The organism is Halarsenatibacter silvermanii (genome assembly GCF_900103135.1).
GTDB lineage: Bacteria > Bacillota > Halanaerobiia > Halanaerobiales > Halarsenatibacteraceae > Halarsenatibacter > Halarsenatibacter silvermanii.
Window position 1 is genome coordinate 27765 of record NZ_FNGO01000012.1, and the last position, 18629, is coordinate 46393.

General features: G+C 40.7%; 16 protein-coding genes, 1 pseudogene and 1 riboswitch. Of the genes and pseudogenes, 15 read left to right on the top strand and 2 right to left on the bottom strand.

Annotated features, from left to right (window positions below; translation table 11 throughout):
- The first annotated feature begins 72 nt into the window (after window positions 1-72).
- Both BLT15_RS07600 and BLT15_RS07605 read left to right on the top strand, forming a co-directional pair.
- A pseudogene (locus BLT15_RS07600) lies at window positions 73-1084 on the top strand (ABC transporter ATP-binding protein).
- Window positions 1085-1109: 25 nt separating this feature from the next.
- A complete protein-coding gene (locus tag BLT15_RS07605; RefSeq protein WP_089760370.1) occupies window positions 1110-2099 on the top strand; it encodes an ABC transporter ATP-binding protein in 990 nt (329 codons plus the stop codon).
- Between the two features lies 1 nt (window position 2100).
- Here BLT15_RS07605 and hflX read toward each other — a convergent pair whose 3' ends face one another.
- Window positions 2101-3291 (bottom strand): GTPase HflX, encoded by a 1191-nt coding sequence (gene hflX, locus BLT15_RS07610; protein ID WP_234985549.1) that lies wholly within the window; start codon window positions 3289-3291, stop codon window positions 2101-2103.
- Between the two features lie 137 nt (window positions 3292-3428).
- Here hflX and BLT15_RS07615 point away from each other — a divergent pair, with 137 nt between their 5' ends.
- The 7 genes from BLT15_RS07615 (at window position 3429) to BLT15_RS07645 (ending at window position 10063) form a co-directional block, all read left to right on the top strand.
- Window positions 3429-3767, top strand: a complete 339-nt coding sequence (locus BLT15_RS07615) for a metal-sensitive transcriptional regulator (protein ID WP_345788689.1) — start codon at window positions 3429-3431, stop codon at window positions 3765-3767.
- Between the two features lie 49 nt (window positions 3768-3816).
- A complete protein-coding gene (locus BLT15_RS07620; RefSeq protein WP_089760375.1) occupies window positions 3817-4818 on the top strand; it encodes a M23 family metallopeptidase in 1002 nt (333 codons plus the stop codon).
- 95 nt (window positions 4819-4913) lie between these two features.
- Window positions 4914-5603, top strand: a complete 690-nt coding sequence (locus BLT15_RS07625; protein WP_089760377.1) for a response regulator transcription factor — start codon at window positions 4914-4916, stop codon at window positions 5601-5603.
- On the top strand, window positions 5587-7425 hold the full coding sequence (locus BLT15_RS07630; protein WP_234985555.1) for an ATP-binding protein: 1839 nt from the start codon (window positions 5587-5589) through the stop codon (window positions 7423-7425). The genes BLT15_RS07625 and BLT15_RS07630 overlap by 17 nt, the downstream gene beginning before the upstream one ends.
- A 26-nt stretch (window positions 7426-7451) precedes the next feature.
- Window positions 7452-9242 carry a chloride channel protein gene (locus tag BLT15_RS07635; protein ID WP_089760381.1) on the top strand — a complete coding sequence of 597 codons (1791 nt, stop codon included), beginning with the start codon at window positions 7452-7454 and terminating at the stop codon, window positions 9240-9242.
- A 125-nt stretch (window positions 9243-9367) separates the two neighbouring features.
- Window positions 9368-9805: an OmpH/Skp family outer membrane protein gene (locus BLT15_RS07640; RefSeq protein ID WP_159429866.1), complete on the top strand. Its 438-nt coding sequence runs from the start codon at window positions 9368-9370 to the stop codon at window positions 9803-9805.
- Between the two features lie 57 nt (window positions 9806-9862).
- A complete protein-coding gene (locus tag BLT15_RS07645; protein ID WP_089760385.1) occupies window positions 9863-10063 on the top strand; it encodes a DUF6485 family protein in 201 nt (66 codons plus the stop codon).
- Window positions 10064-10361: 298 nt separating this feature from the next.
- Here the strand turns inward: BLT15_RS07645 and BLT15_RS07650 are convergent, their stop codons facing one another.
- Window positions 10362-11927: an aldehyde dehydrogenase family protein gene (locus BLT15_RS07650; protein ID WP_089760387.1), complete on the bottom strand. Its 1566-nt coding sequence runs from the start codon at window positions 11925-11927 to the stop codon at window positions 10362-10364.
- A 213-nt stretch (window positions 11928-12140) separates the two neighbouring features.
- Window positions 12141-12254, top strand: a riboswitch (molybdenum cofactor riboswitch).
- A gap of 71 nt (window positions 12255-12325) precedes the next feature.
- Between BLT15_RS07650 and BLT15_RS07655 the strand changes: the two genes are divergently transcribed.
- From BLT15_RS07655 to BLT15_RS07680, 6 genes are read left to right on the top strand one after another with little or no spacing between them, the layout of a single operon-like run.
- Entirely contained in the window at window positions 12326-12925 is a 600-nt protein-coding gene (locus BLT15_RS07655; protein WP_089760389.1) for a hypothetical protein, read from the top strand.
- Between the two features lie 39 nt (window positions 12926-12964).
- On the top strand, window positions 12965-14260 hold the full coding sequence (locus tag BLT15_RS07660; protein WP_089760392.1) for a molybdopterin molybdotransferase MoeA: 1296 nt from the start codon (window positions 12965-12967) through the stop codon (window positions 14258-14260).
- Window positions 14250-16196: a molybdopterin biosynthesis protein gene (locus tag BLT15_RS07665; RefSeq protein ID WP_089760395.1), complete on the top strand. Its 1947-nt coding sequence runs from the start codon at window positions 14250-14252 to the stop codon at window positions 16194-16196. The genes BLT15_RS07660 and BLT15_RS07665 overlap by 11 nt, the downstream gene beginning before the upstream one ends.
- A complete protein-coding gene (gene moaA / locus BLT15_RS07670) occupies window positions 16189-17190 on the top strand; it encodes a GTP 3',8-cyclase MoaA (protein ID WP_234985550.1) in 1002 nt (333 codons plus the stop codon). Before BLT15_RS07665 ends, moaA begins: the two co-directional genes overlap by 8 nt.
- A gap of 4 nt (window positions 17191-17194) precedes the next feature.
- Entirely contained in the window at window positions 17195-18145 is a 951-nt protein-coding gene (moaC, locus tag BLT15_RS07675; protein ID WP_089760397.1) for a cyclic pyranopterin monophosphate synthase MoaC, read from the top strand.
- Entirely contained in the window at window positions 18142-18621 is a 480-nt protein-coding gene (locus tag BLT15_RS07680) for a MogA/MoaB family molybdenum cofactor biosynthesis protein (RefSeq protein ID WP_089760398.1), read from the top strand. The genes moaC and BLT15_RS07680 overlap by 4 nt, the downstream gene beginning before the upstream one ends.
- The last annotated feature ends 8 nt before the right edge of the window (window positions 18622-18629 follow it).

Below are 18629 nucleotides of genomic sequence, written 5' to 3' on the forward strand. Positions count from 1 at the left end.
TCCGATATATTATTGAATTTATGAATATGATTATACCGCAAAAATATCAACAATTAGGGTGGGTGAGACTTCTTGAAGGAACAGGAAAGTCTGGTTCAGGTGAAAAATCTTAAGACTCATTTTTTCACAGAAGAGGGTGTAGTTAAAGCCGTTGATGGAGTTGATTTTGAGATTTTTTCCGGAGAAACCCTGGGAATTGTGGGAGAATCAGGTTGTGGTAAAAGTGTTACAGCTCTGTCAATAATGGGGCTGGTAGAGTCACCTCCTGGGGAAATTGTTGAAGGGGAAATAAATTTTGCAGGCCAGGATCTCACTGAATTATCAGAAGATGAGATGAGAAAAATCAGAGGAAACGATATTGCCATGATATTTCAGGAGCCAATGACTTCATTAAATCCTGTTTATACAGTCGGTGATCAGATAAGCGAATCCTTAATACTTCATGAAAACCTGAGCAAAAAAGAAGCGAGAGATAGGGCTATTGAGCTTCTTGAAAGAGTTGGCATTCCTCTCCCGGGGCAGAGAGTTGAATGAATACCCACATCAATTGAGCGGCGGCATGCGCCAGCGAGTAATGATAGCTATGGCACTCTCATGTGATCCCAAACTTTTAATTGCTGATGAACCAACCACAGCTCTTGATGTAACTATCCAGGCTCAAATTCTGGAACTTCTGGAGGATCTCGAAAAAGATTTTGGCATGTCTATAATGATGATCACTCATGATCTAGGAGTCATAGCAGAAATATCACATCGCATTGCAGTGATGTATGCCGGCAAAGTTATGGAATATACCACCGTAGAAAATTTATATAATAATCCTTCCCATCCCTATACGTGGGGTTTGATGCGCTCAATACCGAAAATCCATAAAAAGGTTGAAGAGCTTGAAGCAATTCCGGGTGTTGTGCCCAGTCCGCTTGATTTTCCTGAAGGGTGTAAATTTAATTCCAGGTGTTTTATGGCTGAAGATAAGTGTTTTGAGAAAGAGCCTCCTTTGAGGGAGTTAAACGGAGAACATAAGTCTCGATGCTGGTATATAGATGAATTAAAGAAAAAACAAAGCAAATTCCAATCTGCATAGAAAATTTGTCCGGAGGTGAGATGTTTTGCCCGAGACTGATGAAGCACTTCTCAGGCTAAAAAATGTAAAGAAATACTTTCCGGTGAAGGCCGGGGTTCTTAAGCGGACAGTTGGTTACGTAAAAGCTGTGGATGATATTAGTTTTTCCATACAAGAAGGAGAGACTTTAGGATTGGTAGGAGAGTCCGGCTGCGGCAAATCAACTACAGGCAGGACAATTCTGCGCTTGCTGGAGGCCAATGAAGGTGAAATTTATTTTAAAGGGGAAAATATACTGGAGCTAGGGAAAAAAGAGATGAGAGAATTAAGAAGAGAAATGCAGATAATCTTTCAGGATCCATATGCCTCTTTGAATCCGCGCATGAAAGTGGCCAATATTGTGGGGGAGCCACTTGATGTTCATAATCTGGTGGACAATAAAAAGGAAAGAGAGCGGAGAGTAAAAGAGCTTTTAGAGGCTGTGGGGCTTCTGCCAGATCATATGCAAAGATATCCTCATGAATTCTCAGGAGGGCAGAGACAGAGGATTGGAGTTGCAAGAGCTCTGGCTGTCAATCCGAGTTTAATTATAGCTGACGAACCGGTTTCTGCACTCGATGTTTCAATTCAGGCTCAGGTAATAAATTTAATCGAAGATTTACAGGAACAGTTTAACCTGACTTATTTGTTCATAGCCCACGATTTGAGTGTGGTTAAGCATATCAGCGACAGGATAGCTGTTATGTATCTTGGTAAAATTGTCGAGCTGGCCGAGGAAAAAGAGTTATTTGAAAACACACTTCATCCATACAGCAGGTCACTGCTCTCTGCTATTCCTGTAGCTGATCCAGGTCACGATAAGGACAGGATAATATTAGAGGGAAGTGTACCCAGCCCGGTAGATCCTCCCACCGGCTGCAGATTTCATCCCAGATGTCCTGAGTCGCTGGACATTTGCAGCCAGCAGGAGCCAGAGTTCAAAGAATATAGAGAGGGACACTGGTCTGCCTGTCACCTGACTGATAAAGAGTTGTGATTTAATTTCCACCTGATATTCTATGGGTTTTTTTGGCCAGGTCTTCGGGGACCAGGGCTGTTATAGATATTCCTTCTTGAGAATATTCTTCTTCTTCAACCTGTCCTCTATTATGAATTTTTTCGACCAGTCCAGCCTGGTTATAGGGAATAGTAGATGAGACCCTGCTTAATCTTTGATTTATCGAGGAGTTTATCAGTTCCAGCAGCTCATCAACGCTATCTCCTGTCCTGGCTGAGATAAAGCAGGCGTCAGGATGTCTGGTTTTTAAATTTTCCAGCTTGTTACCAGATATTTTATCGATTTTGTTTATAATCAAAAATTCTTCATGAGGATCTGCTTCCAGATCATTAAGAACATCCTCTACTACGTTTATTCTTTGGTCGACACCTTCGGTGCTGCCGTCGACAATATGAAGAATTATATCAGCTCTGGTTATCTCTTCCAGAGTGGCCCTAAAAGAGGCTATCAGTTGATGGGGCAGATTGCGGATAAAACCCACTGTGTCAGTTATAATTGCCCTCTTTCCACTGGGGAGATTGAATTTATGCAGAGTGGAATCAAGAGTTGCAAAAAGTTGATCTGCAACCATATTATCTCCGCCGGTGATCTGATTTAATAGAGTTGATTTACCAGCATTTGTATAGCCCGTTAAAGCTATTACCGGATCTTCTCTATCCTGTCTCTGGACCTCTCTCGTTCGTGAGATATCTTTGAGTTCCTGTTTTAACCTATGAATTCTATCACTAATGCGTCTTCTATCTGTTTCCAGCTTGGTTTCACCCGGACCTCTGGTGCCTATACCGCCTGCCAGTCGGGACATTTCTTCACCCTTGCCGGTCAGGCGGGAAAAAAGGTATTCAAGTTGAGCTTTTTCAACCTGAAGTTTACTTTCTTTTGTGCGGGCATGCAGGGAGAATATATCAAGAATAAGCTGGTTTCTATCTATCACCCTGGTTTCCAGCTCTTCCTCCAGATTGCGATGTTGAGCCGGAGAAAGTTTGCCGTCAATGATGACCAGATTTATGCTGGAGTTTTCTAGTTCAGCCTTGACTTCAAAAAGTTTGCCCCTGCCAATGTAAAAAGCTGGATTTACGTTGTCAGGGCTGTGGGTGGTTTTCTTTTCTACCTCACCTCCAGCTGTACGAGTTAACTCTGCCAGTTCCTCCAGTGAATTTTTCCTGTTTCCCACCAACAGAACCTTTTCACGAGGTACAGCTGTGGAAAAGAATCGATCTTTAATAATATTAATCCCTCCAGTAAATCTTCTTGATTTCATTATAGCAAAACCAGCTCAAAAAGCAAAATCGCTTCGAGAGGAGGATAATTATGGAAGATGTGGAGCTCAACTCCGATAGTGCAGATGATGATAAACCTTTGAACAAAAGCGAGATGAGTTCGCTGGAAGAAGAAGATAAGCAGGCTTTGTTGAATCGTTTAAACAGAATTGAAGGTCAGGTGCGGGGTATCAAGAAAATGATTAGAAATGAGAAATATTGTATTGATATTCTTACACAAATTACGGCTACCAGAGGAGCACTTAAAAATGCTGGATTAAAAGTTTTGAACAGACATATTGAAGGCTGTGTTAGTGACGCAATAGAAAAAGGAGAGAGCAAAGAAGTTGTCCCTGAACTTATCGATATAGTGAATAGATTTATGGATTGAAATAATTTTTTCCGGGGTTATATACCCGTTAAAAAAGGGGGCTAAAAATTTGCGGCGGATAAGTATATTAGCAGTAGTGGTTTTATTTATCTCAGCCCTCTGGATCAGAACCGGTCCTGTTCCAGCTGATCTGAGGGGGTTGGCGGAGGAGCAGGCGAAAGAAAAATATTCCTTTTCCGGCAGTAACATAGAATTAATAGAAACAAAGTATACTGGATTAGATCAGTTTATGGGCGAGAAAAGTTTAGAGTCGTTTGCTGAGGAAGAACATTTTGGTCCTCGTGAGATAAATAGCCAGAATTTTAACAAAGAGGATAATCAAGTTGAAGATTCACAGGAAAATAAATACGAGATAAGAACTCATAAGGTGAAATCAGGCGAAAACTTGTGGACTATAGCCCGCAAATATGATATAAGTATTAATACATTAATCGGAGCCAATGATATTAAAAATATGAATGATATTCGACCCGGCGATGAATTGAGCATTTTACCTGTAGATGGCATAAAATACAATATAGGGCCGGGTGATTGCCCGCAAGAAGTGATTGAAAAATACAGGGTTGATTCTGAAAAACTAAAAAAGTACAATGATATTAAAACTATTGAACTGCTGGATTCGGGGGATTCCCTAATTCTCCCTGGAGCTGAACCAGAATTTGGCTATCAGGACAGATTAAATCAGAGATTCATACGGCCCGTCGACGGAAGGATATCTTCACCTTTTGGCCCTCGCTGGGGATCCCATCACGATGGAAAAGATTATGCAGTTCCGCAGGGTACTCCTGTTAAAGCAGCCGGAGGCGGAAGAGTTGTACATGTTAGTTATACGGGTGGTTATGGCAAAACAATTATAATTGAACATCAGGACGGTATCAAGACTCTCTACGGACATCTGAGCTCTTATCGGGTAAGAAGGGGACAGAGAGTTAATAGAGGACAAATTATTGGTGAATCGGGAAATACAGGACGCTCTACCGGTCCTCATCTTCATTTTGAAGTCAGGGTCAATGGAAGGCCCGTCAACCCGGCTAATTACCTGCGAGACTAGCAAATATATACTGAAGTTTCTGCCCGGGCATTAAATAAAGTTTTAAACCATCTAAAAATGTTTTGTCTGACAGCGAAGGCGGTGAGAGTTAAGATATGCAGCAATATGAAATTCTTATTATAGATGACGATGACCATATACTGGAAATTCTTACTGAATATTTTGAGTATGAAAATTTCTCAGTGGAAACGGCCAGCACCGGCAGGGAAGCTCTGGAAAAAATTGATGATTTGAATCCTGATTTAATAGTTCTTGATATTATGCTGCCGGAGATGGATGGATGGGAAGTATGTCAGCAGCTTCGACCCTCCAATCAGATCCCCATAATAATTTTGAGTGCCAAAACCAAAGATTCGGATAGAATCATGGGACTTGAACTGGGAGCTGATGATTATGTAACGAAGCCATTCAGTCCGAGGGAGATAGTTGCTAGAGCTAAAGCAGTACTGCGTAGAATCAGCAGAGAAAATGACAGGGAAAAAGAAATGATCGATTTCGACACATTAAAAATTAACAAAAACCAGCGCATCGTTATTGTAGAAGATGAAGAAGTAGATTTAACCCCCAAAGAATTTGATTTGCTCTGGACTCTGGCCTCTTTTCCCTTGAGAGTATTTGAGCGTGAAAAGCTGCTGGAAAAAGTCTGGGGATACGATTATTTTGGTGATATTAGAACAGTCGACACTCACATTAAATCACTCAGAAAAAAACTGGGAAAGGCTGGAGAGTGTATAAAAACTGTTTGGGGAGTGGGATATAAGTTTGATTGTGAAGAAGATGGCTGATCTATTCAACAAAATTAAAAGCATATATAAGGATAGATTGAATAGTCTTTTTAACCGCATTTTTGTGCGGTTTATGCTCCTCTCATTGATTATAATACTGGTCCTGGGATTTTCTATGATTTATTTCTTTTATGAATTTCATTTTTCCAGCACCGAAAACGAAATCGTAAATAATACTCAGGTGTTTAACGATTCTCTTTATGAAGCGGTTAGAGAAGATGACGAAGAGGAGACAGAGAAGCTTTTGAGCAGAATTGCTGAAGTTAATTCTGGACAGGCCTGGTTAATTAATGAAGAAGGTTATTTGATCAATGCTTATCCTTTCTTGGAAGCAGAAGCATCTCAGGTGCAATTTTTAAACTCTGAGCCTATTTTTGCCGGAAATATTATTTCACAGGAAGTAGAACCCAGATATTTCGACCGACCTATGTTATTAATTGGCATTCCGATTAGACAGCAGGATGATACGGCTGCCGGATTGCTTGTATTTACTTCAGTAGCGGGAATAAATTCCACTATCGCCCAGGTTAGAAGCCTGATGATTTATTCATCATTTCTTGCTATCATGCTGGGAGTTATTCTGGCCTACAGCTGGTCCAAATCTCTGGCGAGCCCTTTGAAACACATGAGTAAAGCAGTGATGAATTTAAGTTCGGGTAATTACGGACACACTATTGACCTTGAAGATTCTTATACCACCCAGGAAATTACCAGGCTCCAGCAAAGCTATAATAATCTTTCCAAAGAACTTGAAAACAGCATGAATGAGCTCACCCGGGAAAGAAACAAACTGAAATATATTTTAACGGGTATGCAGGAAGGCGTTCTGGTGGTAAATCGGGAGAGAGAGGTAATTGTCACAAATAATTCTGCGGCCGATCTCCTGGGACATTCCATTTCACTGGAAGAAAAAAAATTAAATTCATTATCTATCAATGAAGATGTAATAAAAACATTTGAAAAAGTTTTTGAAGAACAGGATTCGCAGTCTGAAGAATTTACATTAAAAAAATCCAGGAAAGATATTAGAGTTTTGATAAGATGTATTCCTATTAGAGTAGCAGAAGAATTTTGGGGGGTTGCTGGATTACTTCATGATGTTAGTGAGCGCTGGCGTTTTGAAAAATTGCAGCAGGATTTTGTAGCCAATGTTTCTCATGAATTAAAAGCCCCGCTATCGTCAATAAAGGGTTCTTCGGAAATTTTGCTTGATGGTATAGTTGAAGATAGAGATAAAGAAAAAAAATATTTAAATATAATTTTGAATGAAAGTGATAGGTTGTCCCAGCTTGTCGATGAAATTTTAAATATGGCAAAGTATGAGAACAGCGATTTTTCTTCGGAGAGTTCCAGAGTAGAAATGAATAGTCTTCTGTATGATGTAGGCTCCATATTTGTCAATTCGCTGGACAACGAAAAAAGATTTAAGGTGAATTATCTTGATGAAGAAACAATGATTCAGGGAAGCAAACCGAGATTAAAACAGGTTCTTTATAATCTTCTGGAAAATGCCAGAAAGTTTTCCGATGAAGAAGCAGAGATAGAACTGGGCGCTGATATTCTTGATGATAGAGAGGACTGTGTTGAAGTTTACGTTAAAGATCAGGGTATAGGAATACCAGGGGAAGAACAGGAAAATGTATGGGAGAGATTTTATAAGGTTGATAAAGCCAGAACCCCCGGAAAAGAAGAAGGTAGCGGTCTGGGATTGGCTATTTCAAAACAGATCATTGAACAGCATGATGGGGAAGTTTTTGTTGAGAGCGAGCCGGGAAAAGGATCAACATTTGGATTTAAAATACCTGTTTCGAAAAGAAAATAATTTTTAAAAATGAGAGGTAAATATTTATGGCGGCAGGAGATGGTCAAGAAAATGATTTCTTCAGCTTTATAACTGACTTTAAGGGTCGTTTAAAAAATCTCGAAAGTATGTTTAGAACTCCTTATATGCCGAAAATTATGGTCCTGGCTGCTTTAGTGGGAGTAGTGGGCGGACTGGGAGCGGTGGTGTTTTATAATCTGATTTTGCTATTCAAATATATCTTTTATGGCGCTTCTGATACCGCTGTTTATCTGGATCACGTCCGGGCTCTGCCCTGGTATTACAGGCTGGTCGCCCCGGCCTTAGGCGGCCTTATAGTTGGTCCTATGGTTACATATATCGTGCCTGAGGCTAAAGGTCACGGTGTGCCGGAAGTAATGGAAGCTTTGGTTTTAAAGGCCGGTGAGATCCGCTTTATAGTTGCTCCGCTTAAAGCCCTTATATCTGCTATTTGCATCGGTTCGGGAGGATCTGCCGGCCGTGAGGGTCCTATAGTACAAATAGGGGCTTCTTTTGGATCATCACTGGGTGAGTATTTCAATCTTCCTCCAGATAAGGTAAAGACGCTTTTGGGATCAGGGGCAGCAGCAGGTATTGCCGGCACTTTCAATGCTCCTCTGGCCGGAGTTGTTTTCAGTATGGAGGTGATTTTAAGAAAGTTTGAGATGGAGGATTTTTCTCCTCTTGTGGTTTCTGCTGTTATCGGAACGGCGGTGGCCAATATTCTCTTCGGTGAGGCGGATCCCGTCTTTCAAATTCCCGAACATGAGCTGGTCAATTATTTTGAACTGATTTTATACATGGGCCTGGGAATAGCCGGAGGCATTACGGCTTTGATATACGGAAATTTTCTTTATAAAATGGAACATATATTTGAGAAACTGCCGATACCCACCGCCTCTAAAGCAGCCCTGGGTGGGCTCTGTCTGGGTATACTGGCTCTGGCTTTGCCCCAGGTACAGGCTACAGGTTATCCGGTGATGGAGGATGCCCTCTACGGAAGATTGCCAATTTATACGGCTTTACTGCTCATGTTAGCTAAAATACTGGCTACCTGGTTTACACTGGGCAGCGGCGGATCCGGAGGCATTTTTGCCCCGGCTCTTTTTATCGGTGCCATGCTGGGAAGCAGTTATGGTCATATTGTTGGAACTATTTTTCCGACGCTTACTGCCGGTTCGGGTTCTTATGCCATGGTCGGTCTGGGAACAGTATTTGCAGGAGCCACACATGCTCCCCTCACGGCGATAATCATTCTTTTTGAGATGACCCACGATCCATTAATTATTCTACCTATGATGTTTGCCTGTAAATTCAGTTCGCTTTTTACCCGCTGGTGGCAGCGCAGAAATATCTACACCACCAAACTGGTTTTGAGGGGGATTGATCTAGATACAATAGAGGGGAGAAATGTTCTCAGTGAAATACCGGCCGCGGAAGTTATGAGTACCGACCTGATTACCGTGCGGAAGGATACCACAATGGAGGAAGCAAGAGATATCTTTCGCAATACACTTTATAACTTTCTGCCGGTCATCTGTGATGATAAGAGGCATCTTTGCGGTTTGCTCGGTTATAATTATACCATGGATTATTTTGCTGAAGGTGGAGATATGGATAGTGAAGTAAGTGAACTGGCTTATGACTCTCCCCCGACTGTAAATGAGAATGAAACTCTGCTTAGAGCTCTTAAACTTATCGATGAATATGGCATTACCCTGATTCCAGTTGTTTCAGAAGAGGACGAGAATAAACTGATAGGAATTTTAACCAGAAGCGATATACTTGAAGCCTATCATCACTGGGAGATTAAATAATTAATGTTTAGAGTAAGCAGTAACTCTTGATAGATTGGAGTAAAGATGTTAAATTAAAAGAAGCCCTTGAGAGATTTATCCTCAAAAAATATTAATTAGCTGGAATTTTTCGGGAGGCTATAAAAGTGAAATACTGGTTAAAATTAGGAATTGTTGTTTTTATCTTTTTGCTGACCCTGGCGTTTGTATCGCAGCCGGCTGCGGCTGTAGTTGACGTAAATGTGGGTACGGTTAATCTTCAGGAAGTAATAGATGCTCATCCAGAAGCGGAAGAATTAGAGGAGGAAATGCAGGGTGAATTAGCTCAGCTGGAACAGGAATTTCAAAGTCAGGTTCAGTCTATGGAGGAAGAAGATCCTCAGGCAATACAGCAGATGCAGCAGCAGATGCAGCAGCAGGCTGAGATTATACAGCAGCAAAAAATGGAGGAAATGATGAATATTATACAGCCGGAGATGGATGAATTCAGGCAAGAAGAGGAGCTTGACCTAATATTGATGAATGAATCTGTGCTCAGCGGAGGGGAAGATATAACTGAAGAACTGATAGATTTTATTCAGTAAATCCAGAAAAAATTACAGTGGACAATAAAATTATTAATATAAGGGAGGTTTATCCGTATGTCGAATACATGCACCAATCTGGATAAAAATAAAGAGGAATGCTCCTGTACTTATGAACCCTGTCCTCGCAAAGGCAAATGTTGTGAGTGCATAATTTATCATAAACGCAAAGATGAGCTGCCGGGCTGTTTATTTCCGTCTGAAGCAGAAAAAACTTACGATCGTTCGATAAGTCATTACGTTAAGTGTATGAGCTAAATTATAAATTGTGAACTAGCACCAATTTCCTCATCCCCGCAATGGGGGTATTTTTTTCTAATTGTTAGTCAGTTGATAGATATCGTATAAGATAGTTATCAAAATAATAATGGCTGGAAGATATAAAGCGAGGGGATACTCGAAAATTTTTCAAAACTCAGATTAAGTCCATGGCCAAAAAATAATGTCCCCGGCTCAGGATGTGCCGGGCTGAGCGTAAACTCAGGGATATGTTTTTGCGAAGGGAGCACAATTTTTTGACAAACCTATTTACCAGCTGAAATCAAAAAGAACTTTTTTATTTATCATCGAAAAATTTTGTTTTTATAAACCTTTTCATAATTTTATAACCGGAAGACAGTACCTTGAGGAAGCTGTTTTCAGCATAAAAATTGCTTATGAAATCTTTTAAATCTTGATATATGCCTTCAGAGAAGGGAAACCAGTTTAATTCTCGGTCATTGTCATTTTTATTTATCATAATTGAGCGGGTGTTGGAGAAATTTTTTAGCCCCTCCGGACCATGATACCGCCCTGTGCCGCTGTTTTTTACTCCGCCGAAAGGAAGTTCGGGATTGGCGACATTTTTTAACACATCATTTATTATACAGTTACCGGTCTCCAGTTTTGAGGCTATATCTTTGGCTTTATCGATGTTTCTGCAAAAAACACTTGCATTTAAACCAAATCTGCTTGAATTTGCCATATTGATAGCTTCTTCTTCAGTTGAAAAAGTGCTTAGCGTCAAAACGGGTCCAAAAATTTCCTCCTGCATAATTTTCATCTCTTCATTGACTCCGGTAAGTATCAGGGGAGGGAAATATACTGATTGATCTTCAGAGGGCATATCACCTATTAAATTTGCTCCTCTGGAGAGAGCACTATTAACCAGGTTTCGAACTTTCTTGCTTTGTTGAGGATGAATGAAAGGACCATAGTCACCAGATCTGTCCGAACGATTCCAGCGGATTGTATCTTTATGATCAGCAAGGATGTCGATAAAATTTTCATAAACCTCTTCTGCCACATAGACTCTTTCTACAGAAACGCAAAGTTGACCTGCATTCGTAAATCCCCCGTAAGCTGCTGCTCTGGCTGCTCTTTCTATATTTGCTTCTTTTAATACCAGCATTGGATCTTTACCACCGAGTTCTAACTCTACGGGAATGGTATAATCTGCTGCCTGTTTCATAACTCTGCGGCCTGTCTCAACACTTCCTGTAAAAAATATCATATCGGGTTTATTTTCAATCATTGTACTTCCAACTTCACCCCCGCCCTGAAAAACATTCACCAGATTTTCTGGGATAGAATCGAGAGAATTAAAAATATTTTTCAGAAGATTTCCGGTCAAAGGGGTCAGCTCTGAAGGTTTGATAACCACCGCATTTCCTGCGGTAAGAGCGGTGATAGCAGGAATAGCAGTCAGCTGGAAGGGATAATTCCAGGGAGAAATGATAGCTATAATTCCTCTGGGAAAGTATTCAACGTAAGAAGTGCTGCCTGGAGCTAAAAGAGGTGTGTTTCTTTTCTGTCTTTTGAGAATTTTGGCAGCATTATTTTTATAGTAACGAAGCATCCTTAACACAGGCAATATATCTGCTGTTATTGTTTCCTGAGGTTTTTTGCCTGTATCTTTATAGACTGTGTCTATTATTTTTTCAGTGTTATCCACTATATTATGCTGGAGCTCATCCAAAAATATCAATCTATCTTTTAATTTTAATTCTCCCCATTTTTTTTGACTCTTATAAGCTCTGACATATGAATTCTTAATCTCGTTGTCATCGGCAACCTTATGTCTGCTGATTTCTTTTTTGGTGACAGGATTTTTGTTTATAAGAATTCCATTTTTAATATCCATTATTTTATCACCGCATTCCTGAATTTTTTAAAGTTCGTACTTATATTAAATTCTGTATATTAAAAAAATTTCCTGCAAAAATTACTCTATCCTGCCAAACAAAATTTTCTTGAAAATTTTTGCGACAGCACTGCCTGCTGTAAAAATTAAATTTATAATTTATGCAGGCATTTGCATAGAAATATACAATACTAATAAATGATGAAAACTTGATATCTTTTTAGTCTTCGAGCTGTAAAAACCAATAAGATGGTTTTGCAGCCGGCAGGGTATGAGGGGAAACTTTCATGCCTCCCAAATAAGGAAAGGAGACATTACTCCATACAGGTGTCTCCGGACACCTTTTTTTGTTTGGCTTGAATTTTTGGTTTAAATTGTCATACAGGAGGGTTAATCATATGGAAGTCATTGGTTTAACAGGTTCAGCAGGAGAAGGTGGGAAAACAGATCTGGGTTTGATGATACTGGAAAATATTCGCAGGAAAACTGGAGTGTTGAAGGGGAGAGTAAATAAAGATTCTTCCAGAATAGTGACTGAAGATCCTCAGATTATGAGAGCAGAGTCGCCGGGAATATCACCATATTTGAACTCTGTTGCTGAAAATGTGGTTTTACTTCAATCATCTCCTGCTGATTTAAAATCTGCTATAGATGAAGCCTATAGATGCTTTAGTGATTTAGATTATCTGCTTGTTGAGGGGGACCGTTTGATTCTTTCTCTGGATCCGGGGTTAATAATACAGATAATGGAAGAAGGAGTTGAAAACGAAAGCCTTCCGGAAGTAAAACAAAATCCTGATTTAATTGTAAAAAATTATGAGATATACAGGAGCACTGATTTGAATGATATAAACATTGAACTTCCTGCCGATGAGATCTCCTGCTATAGAGCTCAGCTTATAAGTGATCTGCTGGGGCGCGGTTACGGCGAATTTGGAAGGAAGTTAAATCGAGAAGGGATTCAGGTTAGAAGATGTCAGCTGGGTTTATTCAAATAAGCACCTAATATGCAAAAAATAAGAAAGGAAGATTAACCAATGAACTCGGAGTTTCTCGATCTAAAAAATCTGAAGGACCTTGAAGAAAATCTATTTGGCCTGGTTTCTGATTTGAAAACTGGATCCAGTTTTACTTCAATACATGAGGCTGTTGACAAATTTTTAGCTTCCAATATATACGCACCCGAGTCGTTACCGCCTTTCACCCGATCTGCAGTCGATGGTTATGCTGTCAGAGCCCGGGATACATTCGGGGCCAGCGAGATTCAGCCGGCTTTATTTGAAATAAAAGGGGAAGTATCTATGGGAGAAAAAGCGAAAATATCACCCGGAAGAGGAGAAGCAGTATATATACCAACCGGAGCTATGCTGCCTGCTGATGCTGATAGCTGTATTATGATAGAAGAAACTGACAGGATAGCTGAAGATAGAATAGAAGTTTTTACCGATGTATCTCCAGGCGAAAATGTAATAAAACAAGGTGATGATATAGAAGAGGATGAGCTTTTGCTTAAATCGGGACACAGACTCAGGGCTCAGGATATTGGTGCTCTGGCTGGTCTGGGAATCACAGAGGTAGAAGTTTTTGATCAGCCGGAAATATCCTTAATTTCTACCGGGGATGAAATAGTTCCTCCGGGAAATAAGAAAAAAGACGGTGAGATCAGAGATATTAATACACCTGCTCTGGCAGCCCTCTTTGAAAAATGGGGGGCTCAGACCAAAAACTACGGGATTGTGCCTGATAGAAAAAGAGATCTCAAAAAATCAATCAGCGATTGTTTGTCCAGCGATTTAATTGTTGTTTCTGGTGGTAGTTCAGTAGGTCATAGAGATTTTACCCTGGATGCTATAAATGAAATAGGTAGTCCGGGAATTATACAGCACGGTCTGGCTGTCAAACCGGGAAAACCTACTGTAGTCGGAAAAATAGATGACACCCTTGTGCTGGGCCTGCCGGGAAATCCTGCTTCTGCCTGGGTCGTCAGCTGTTTGATCGTTCCCTTTGTTTTTAAAACTATGTTAGAACGAAAAACATCTGCTCTGGAAACAAGATTTCAGGTCGCCCGGGGCAAACTCAAAAATCAAATAGCATCAGCACGCGGGCGCAGCGAATACATTCCGGTGAAATTTTTATCGCCTCATGAATCCAACCTTATTAAACCTATTTTCGGAAAATCAAATTTAATTACCACGCTGGTTGAAGCTGACGGTTTTATCAATATCGAAGCTGAAAAAGAAGGGCTGGAGGCTGGAACAGGTATTGAGGTTTATTCTGTGGATAGAGACCTAGGACTTCACTCTGAAGAAAGGGTGGTGAAAAATGAGCGGTGATTTTGACAGCGGCAGGAAGATTTATTTAAATAAAAAGTCCTTAAAGGAAGCTATAGATATATTTAAGCAGTATTTGTCAGGGAAAAAATTGAAAACTGAAATTATATCGACATGTTCTGCAGTTGGTAGAATTACTGCTGAAGAACATGTGGCGAATCGTTCAGCCCCCCACTTTTATGCCTCAGCTATGGATGGGTTTGCTGTTAAATCTCAGGAAACAGAAGAAGCTAACGAAAGAAATCCTGTCAAGCTAAAAATTTCCCGGGATGCATTAGAGGTTAACACGGGAAGCCCGATTCCTGAAGATTTTGATGCGGTAATAAAGATTGAAAACGTTGAGTTTGTTGAAGATGAATTTATTAAAATATACGAGAGCGTCTCTCCCTGGAATAATCTGAGATCCATTGGCGAAAGTATTTTGAAGGGAGAACAGGTGGTTACATCTCATACCAGGCTCAATGCGGCGCAAACAGGAGCTTTGCTTGAAGCGGGAATAACAGAAGTTGAAGTTTTTCAAAAACCCTTCCTAAAAATTTTGCCAACGGGAGACGAGATTGTACCTCCTGAAAAGGAGCCAGAGATAGGTGAAATAGTAGAATTTAACTCTCAAATGATTTCATCTCGGGCTGAAGAGGTCGGAGCTCAAGTTGAAATAGCAGACATATGTCCTGACGATCCAGAACTGCTTCGAGATGAGCTCAAAAAGGCGGCTGCAGGCACCGACATGGTGGCCACTATTGCAGGTTCATCAGCCGGCTCCCGGGATCATATGGTAGAGGTATTGGCTGAAATGGGAGAAGTCAAAATTCACGGTGTCGATATAATGCCTGGCAAGCCTTTGCTCTTGGGAGATGTGGATGGGACACCCATTATAGGTCTGCCAGGTTATCCCCTGTCCTGTCTTCTGGATGTCAATTTGTTTTTGGAGCCGGCTTTGAAACAGCTTCAGGGTGAAATATCCTATTCTGAAAAAACTGAGAAAGCAGTACTAAAACGCAAGGTCAGTTCTTCGCCCGGTCGGGATGAATTTTTAAGGGTAAATTTGAAGCTTGAAGGTGATGATTATGCTGCTGTTCCCAGGAGAAGAGGGGCATCTTCTATGAAATCATTAACTCAAGCTGATGGATATTTGAAAATCTCTGCTGAAAAAGAAGGGCTTACAGCCGGCGATATAGGAGAAGTCAGGTTGCTAAAAGACAGAAAAAAACTTGAGGACGGATTGGTGCTTGTTGGCAGCAATGATCCAGCTCTGGAAAAATTGAAAAATTATCTGGCCGGCAGGGAGCAGGGTATTGATCTCAAGCTGCAATCCCGGGGGAGTCAGGCAGGAATTCATTCTTTATTAAGAGGAGAAGCTGATCTGGCTGCTGCTCATTTGATTGATAGTGATTCCGGCAGATACAATATTCCTTATCTTGAGCAGGTTTCCGACAAAGAGCTTCTCCTTATTACTTTAGCCTTAAGGGAGCAGGGATTTATTTTTCGCAAAGATAGTGATTTGAGCGGTATTGATAATATCGAGGATCTGGCCAAAACTGATTTAAGATTCATCAACAGACAGCGGGGAGCTGGCACCAGAGTACTTCTGGACTATAAACTCGATCAAAAAGGTATTTCCGGACAAAATATCGAAAGTTATACAAGGGAAGAATATACTCATGCAGCTGTGGCTCAGGCGGTATCTGTCGAAAAAGCAGATATAACTCTTGGTATCAGGGCAGCTGCAGAGGCTTTTGATCTGGAATTTAAGCCGGTTTTACAGGAAAGATTCGAGCTGATATATCCTGCTTCTTCTGAGAACGACTGGCGGTTTGAAATGCTCATTGAAGCGGTGAAGTCTGAAGAATTCAATAGTATTTTGCAGGGGATGAAGGGTTATAATTCGGAGAAAACAGGCGAAGAAAGAACCTTTTTAAGCTCGGAAAGAGGTGATTGAATTGTCTTTAAAGTCCAGCGGAGATAGAAAAATTAATTATATGCGTATATCAGTCACTGATCGCTGTAATTTTCGCTGTAATTACTGCTTGCCTGATGAAGGTGTTGAATGGAAACCCAGAGATGAAATCATGAGTTATGAAAAGATAATAAAAGTTGCTGCAGCAGCTGTGGAAGATGGGATTAAATACTTCCGCTTAACAGGCGGAGAGCCTCTGGTAAGACTGGGAATTGAAAAGTTGATAGATCGTTTGGATAATTTAAGCGGCTGCGAAGAGATAAGTTTAACGACAAATGGTTACCTGCTGGCAGAAAAAGCTGAAACATTATCTGATTCAGGGCTGGAAAGGGTTAATATAAGTCTGGATACTCTGGACCCGGATAAATTCAGGGATATAACCGGCATCGATGGATTGAACCAGGTTTTTGAAGGCATCAAAGCGGCTAAAAGTGCGGGCCTGGATCCGGTTAAGTTAAACGTTGTGGCCCTGAAAGATATAAATACTGATGAAATCGAAAGTTTTGCTGAGTTCGCCCGCGATGAGTCTTTGAATCTGAGATTTATAGAATATATGCCGTTTTATGATACAGAACAATGTGATTTTGGTGGAAATGGTGATGATCTATTTTATCCTCTTTCAAAAATTTATAATAGGATCGAACAGGAATTTGATTTGATTCCTGATCAGGATATAAAAGGCAGAGGACCTGCTAAAAATTATCAGTTTTCCAGTGGTGGTGGCTCTCTGGGCTTTATTTCGCCGATATCCGGTGATATTTGTAAAAAATGTAATAGATTGAGGCTAACTGCGGATGGATATATAAGACCCTGTCTTGCCAGCGAGATTGAATTTGATTTATTCGAAGAGGGAGAATTGATTTCCAGGAAAAAAATCAAGAAAATATTGAGCGATGCCGCATCCAATAAAAATCTGGAGAATGGATTTAAAGGGTCAAATTTAAAAAAACGCAACATGTCACAGATTGGAGGCTGAAAATTTGAATAACGAAGAATTATCTCATCTGGACAGCAACGGCAGAACTGAAATGGTCGATGTAAGCGGCAAGGAGGTAACTGATAGAGAAGCCACAGCATCCTGTACGGTTAATATGAGTCAAAACACCCTGAAGAAAATATCTGAGGGCGGCGTGGCCAAGGGGCCTGTACTGGAGACTGCCAGACTGGCAGGAATCATGGCAGCCAAGCGAACCTCGGACTTGATTCCGCTCTGTCATCAAATCCCCCTCACAAGTGTTGATATAGAGTTTGAACTCTCAGAACCTGATTGTATAGAAATATTTTGCCAGGCAAAAACCTCTTTCAGAACCGGTGTCGAAATGGAGGTACTGCAGGGGGCCGCACAGGCTGCTCTGACCATCTATGATATGAGTAAGGCTTTAGAAAAGGAGATCATTATCAGTGATCTCCGATTGCTTGAAAAAAAAGGAGGAAAATCAGGTCATTACAAAAGTCCCAGTGGCCATGTTAAAAGCGGTGAAGTTACCGCTGTATCAGTCAGCCAGGAAAAGGGTACCAGAAAAAAAGCAATTACAGATATCGAATTAAAGCGAGATCATGGTATTATAGGAGATGCTCATGCGGGGGATTGGCACAGGCAGGTCAGTCTGCTTTCTGAAGAGAGCATAAATATCATGCGGGAACAGATGAACTCTGAAAAATTTCTAATCGGTTATGGAGATTTTGCTGAAAATATTGCCACCCGGGGTATAGATCTCCATAATATAGAGGTGGGCAAATATTTGAAGATCGGCAGAGAAGTTGTTCTGGAAGTAACGCAGATAGGAAAAGAATGTCATTCAGGCTGCGATATAGCTAAAAAGGTGGGAAATTGTATTATGCCTAAGAGGGGTATTTTTGCCAGAGTTATTGATGGAGGTATAGTTAAACCAGGCGATAATATTTTTCAGCTGGAAGGAGATGAAATATGAAGACAACAATAATTACAGTAAGCGATAAAGGAGCAGCTGGTGACAGGGATGATCAAAGCGGACCGATTATCAAAAAAACTGTTGAAGAAGCCGGCGGAGAAATTATCGAATCTATAATAATACCCGACGAAAAAGAACAAATAACATCTGTACTCAGAGAGATGAGTGATAATCCGGAGATAGAATTAATTTTCACCTCCGGAGGCACCGGGTTTTCTCCGCGAGATATTACTCCCGAAGCTACACTTGAAGTGATAGATAGAGAGGTGCCTGGACTGCCAGAGAAGATGAGGGATGATACATCGAAATATACTGAAATGTCATATTTGTCGCGGGCTAGATCCGGAATAAGAAATCAGACATTGATAATAAATTTACCCGGCAGCCCCGAAGCTGTTGAGCAGTGCCTTGAAAGTATAATGAATCTAATACCACACGGTTTGGAAATACTTCTGGGGCAGGTGACTGAACATTGAGTACTTAA

What these genes read in the sequence shown, in the direction of transcription:
- BLT15_RS07645 (WP_089760385.1), top strand. Translation starts at nt 9,863, where the DNA reads ATGTCGAATACATGCACCAATCTGGATAAAAATAAAGAGGAATGCTCC.
- BLT15_RS07655 (WP_089760389.1), top strand. Translation starts at nt 12,326, where the DNA reads ATGGAAGTCATTGGTTTAACAGGTTCAGCAGGAGAAGGTGGGAAAACA.
- BLT15_RS07650 (WP_089760387.1), bottom strand. Translation starts at nt 11,927, where the DNA reads ATGGATATTAAAAATGGAATTCTTATAAACAAAAATCCTGTCACCAAA.
- BLT15_RS07635 (WP_089760381.1), top strand. Translation starts at nt 7,452, where the DNA reads ATGGCGGCAGGAGATGGTCAAGAAAATGATTTCTTCAGCTTTATAACT.
- BLT15_RS07680 (WP_089760398.1), top strand. Translation starts at nt 18,142, where the DNA reads ATGAAGACAACAATAATTACAGTAAGCGATAAAGGAGCAGCTGGTGAC.
- BLT15_RS07615 (WP_345788689.1), top strand. Translation starts at nt 3,429, where the DNA reads ATGGAAGATGTGGAGCTCAACTCCGATAGTGCAGATGATGATAAACCT.
- BLT15_RS07665 (WP_089760395.1), top strand. Translation starts at nt 14,250, where the DNA reads ATGAGCGGTGATTTTGACAGCGGCAGGAAGATTTATTTAAATAAAAAG.
- BLT15_RS07660 (WP_089760392.1), top strand. Translation starts at nt 12,965, where the DNA reads ATGAACTCGGAGTTTCTCGATCTAAAAAATCTGAAGGACCTTGAAGAA.
- BLT15_RS07625 (WP_089760377.1), top strand. Translation starts at nt 4,914, where the DNA reads ATGCAGCAATATGAAATTCTTATTATAGATGACGATGACCATATACTG.